Source organism: Kitasatospora sp. NPDC059817 (assembly GCF_042731835.1).
Classification (GTDB): Bacteria; Actinomycetota; Actinomycetes; order Streptomycetales; family Streptomycetaceae; genus Kitasatospora.
Genome location: NZ_JBHWIR010000376.1, coordinates 1 through 2,802 on the forward strand (window position 1 = coordinate 1; position 2,802 = coordinate 2,802).

Below are 2,802 nucleotides of genomic sequence, written 5' to 3' on the forward strand. Positions count from 1 at the left end.
CGACTCCCGCCCCAAGGGAATCTGTCCGGGCGGTCGGCTTCGTCGGCGGCGCGCTGGTGCTCGCCGCCGACGAACGCCGCGACCAGCCCGCCCGCCTCAGCCGGTTCCCGCTGGCCGGCGGCCAGGAGGCGACCGGCGGCAATTTCCCGCAGGGCACCGGTTCGCTGCTGGTCTCCGGGCGGGTGCTGATCGGCGGCGGGCGGGTGGTCGTGATGCCCGAGCACTCGGCCAACTACGGCACGGCGGCGGGCTACCAGGCGAAGGGCTAGCCCGCCCCCGTCGGGCACGGCTCGCGGCCGCGTTCACGCCGCCGGGACGGCTGTCGGAGCGGGCTGGCCCGGCACGGCCGGCAGCCAGTCGGCCAGCTCCCGGGCCTCCGAGCCGCGCAGGCCGAGCGCCAGCATGAGGGTGGCCTGCGGGGTCGGCACGAACGGCCGGCGCAGCAGCCTCATCCCGGCCTGCTCGGGTGTCCGGTCCGCCTTGCGCTGGTTGTCCTCCGGGCACGCGGCCACGGTGTTCAACCAGCTGTCCTCCCCACCGCGCGACCTGGGCTGCAGGTGGTCCACCGTGGTGGCCCGCCGCCCGCAGTACGCGCACAGGTGCTGGTCCCGGGCCAGGACACCCCGCCGCGACCACGGCGCCTGTTGTCGGAACGGCACTCTCACGTAGCGCTGAAGCCTGATCACCCGGGGCACCGGGATGCTGACGCCCGTCCCCCGGACCGTGCGCAGCGGATGCGCCTGCTCCACCACCGCCTTGTCCTGGAGCACCAGGACGACGGCGCGCTGGAGCGACACCGTCGTCAGGGGCTCGTAGCTCGCGTTCAGAACCAGCGTGTTGCGCACTTGGCACACCCTTCCCGTGGGCGTGCCACGGCGGCACGACCGTCTCCACACACGTCACTGCCGCCGCACGGCGGTGACACCACTCTGAACGGGCCCACAGCCGACGAACAACGGAATTTCCGGTATCGGGCAGGCGCCGGAGGGGCCGGGGGAGGAATGCGGCACGACGCTCGGGGAAAACCCGCTGGCCCCGACCGCGTAGGCTCTACCACGCTGGAGTCGTACCGACCCGGGGTCCGAGAGAACCGGGCCCGCCACCGGGCGGGCGCCCGATCGAAGGAGAAGCGTGACCGTGACGGACATCGTCGACGAGCTGCGGTGGCGGGGGCTGATCGCCCTGTCCACCGACGAGGACGCACTGCGCAAGGCGTTCGCGGACGGCCCGGTCACGTTCTATTGCGGCTTCGACCCGACGGCCCCCAGCCTGCACCTCGGCAACCTCGTGCAGATCCTCACCATGCGCCGCATCCAGCAGGCGGGAAACCTCCCGCTCGGCCTGGTCGGCGGCGCCACGGGCCTCATCGGTGACCCGAAGCCCACCGCCGAGCGCGTCCTCAACGACCCCGAGACGGTGGCCGGCTGGGTCGAGCGACTGCGGGGCCAGATCTCGCGATTCCTCGATTTCGAGGGCCCCTACGCGGCGCGCATGGTCAACAACCTGGACTGGACGTCCGGGATGTCGGCCATCAGCCTGCTGCGCGACGTGGGCAAGTACTTCCGCGTCAACAACATGATCGCCAAGGAGGCCGTCGCCCGACGGCTCAACTCCGACGCGGGTATCAGCTACACCGAGTTCAGCTACCAGATCCTGCAAGGCATGGACTACCTGGAGCTGAACCGTCGCTACGGCTGCACCCTGCAGACCGGTGGCAGTGACCAGTGGGGCAACCTGACCGCCGGCACGGACCTGATCCGCAAGGCCGACGCCAAGTCCGTGCACGCGCTGGCCACGCCGCTGATCGTCAAGGCCGACGGCACCAAGTTCGGCAAGACCGAGTCCGGCACGGTCTGGCTCGACCCCGAGCTGACCACCCCGTACGCCTTCTACCAGTTCTGGCTGAACGCGGACGACCGGGACGTCCCCAACTTCCTGCGGATCTTCAGCTTCCGCTCGAAGGAGGAGATCGAGGAGCTGGAGCGCGAGACCACCGAGCGCCCCGCCGCCCGCCTCGCCCAGCGAGCCCTCGCCGAGGAGCTCACCACCCTCGTCCACGGCGCCGAGCAGTACGAGCGCGCGGTCGCCGCGTCCAAGGCGCTGTTCGGACAGGGCGACCTCGCCGACCTGGAGGCGCCGACCCTGGCCGCCGCCTTGTCCGAGGTCCCGAAGGCCGAGGTGGCCGAACTCCAGTCGGTGGTCGACCTGTTGGTCGCCGTCGGCTTGGCACCGAGCCGTTCGGCCGCCCGCCGCACGGTCAAGGAGGGCGGCGCCTACCTCAACAACGTCAAGGTGACGGACGAGGAAGCGGTGCCGGCTGAGGCCGACCTGCTGCACGGCCGCTGGCTCGTGCTGCGCCGCGGCAAGCGCAACCTGGCGGCGGCGGAGTTGGTTCCGGCTACGGCGTGACCGAAACACGACGCCGCTGAGCTGCGGCTTCGACATACGAGGGCGGGATCCAGCCGGATCCCGCCCTCAGTGTTTGACGATGTCGTCCGGGTGGCCTAGTGTTGAACGAGTCGCTGATGCGGCCACCCCACTCTGCGGGACCCACCCTCACCTCGATTCCCATTGACATGGGTTTGTTGGCATTTCCGTCAACCGTGGTGAGTGTGAATTTCGGGTAACAACCGAAATGCGCTAATGTGGAGGCCGTCGCGGAAAGCGGCCCGACCAGTTCGGGAAATCGGATGAATGAAACTCCGGAAAACGGAGCGGAAAACATCTGGTAAGCTGGAAACACGAAAGAACGAAGCGCCCGGAGGGCCCGCTGGAAGGCGGTCCGAAGGAAGTGTCCGTTCC

The 2,802-nt window shown here is 69.8% G+C and carries 3 protein-coding genes; 2 read left to right on the forward strand and 1 reads right to left on the reverse strand.

Going from position 1 to position 2,802, the window contains the following annotated elements:
* Positions 1–269: hypothetical protein (locus ACFV61_RS35405; protein WP_380496242.1), on the forward strand; the 269-nt coding region annotated here is incomplete at its 5' end.
* Between the two features lie 33 nt (positions 270–302).
* On the opposite strand, the gene ACFV61_RS35410 is transcribed toward ACFV61_RS35405, so the two are convergent.
* Positions 303–845, reverse strand: a complete 543-nt coding sequence (locus tag ACFV61_RS35410) for an HNH endonuclease (RefSeq protein WP_063349641.1) — start codon at positions 843–845, stop codon at positions 303–305.
* 292 nt (positions 846–1,137) lie between these two features.
* Here ACFV61_RS35410 and tyrS point away from each other — a divergent pair, with 292 nt between their 5' ends.
* On the forward strand, positions 1,138–2,409 hold the full coding sequence (gene tyrS, locus ACFV61_RS35415) for a tyrosine--tRNA ligase (protein WP_363378737.1): 1,272 nt from the start codon (positions 1,138–1,140) through the stop codon (positions 2,407–2,409).
* Positions 2,410–2,802: the final 393 nt, after the last annotated feature.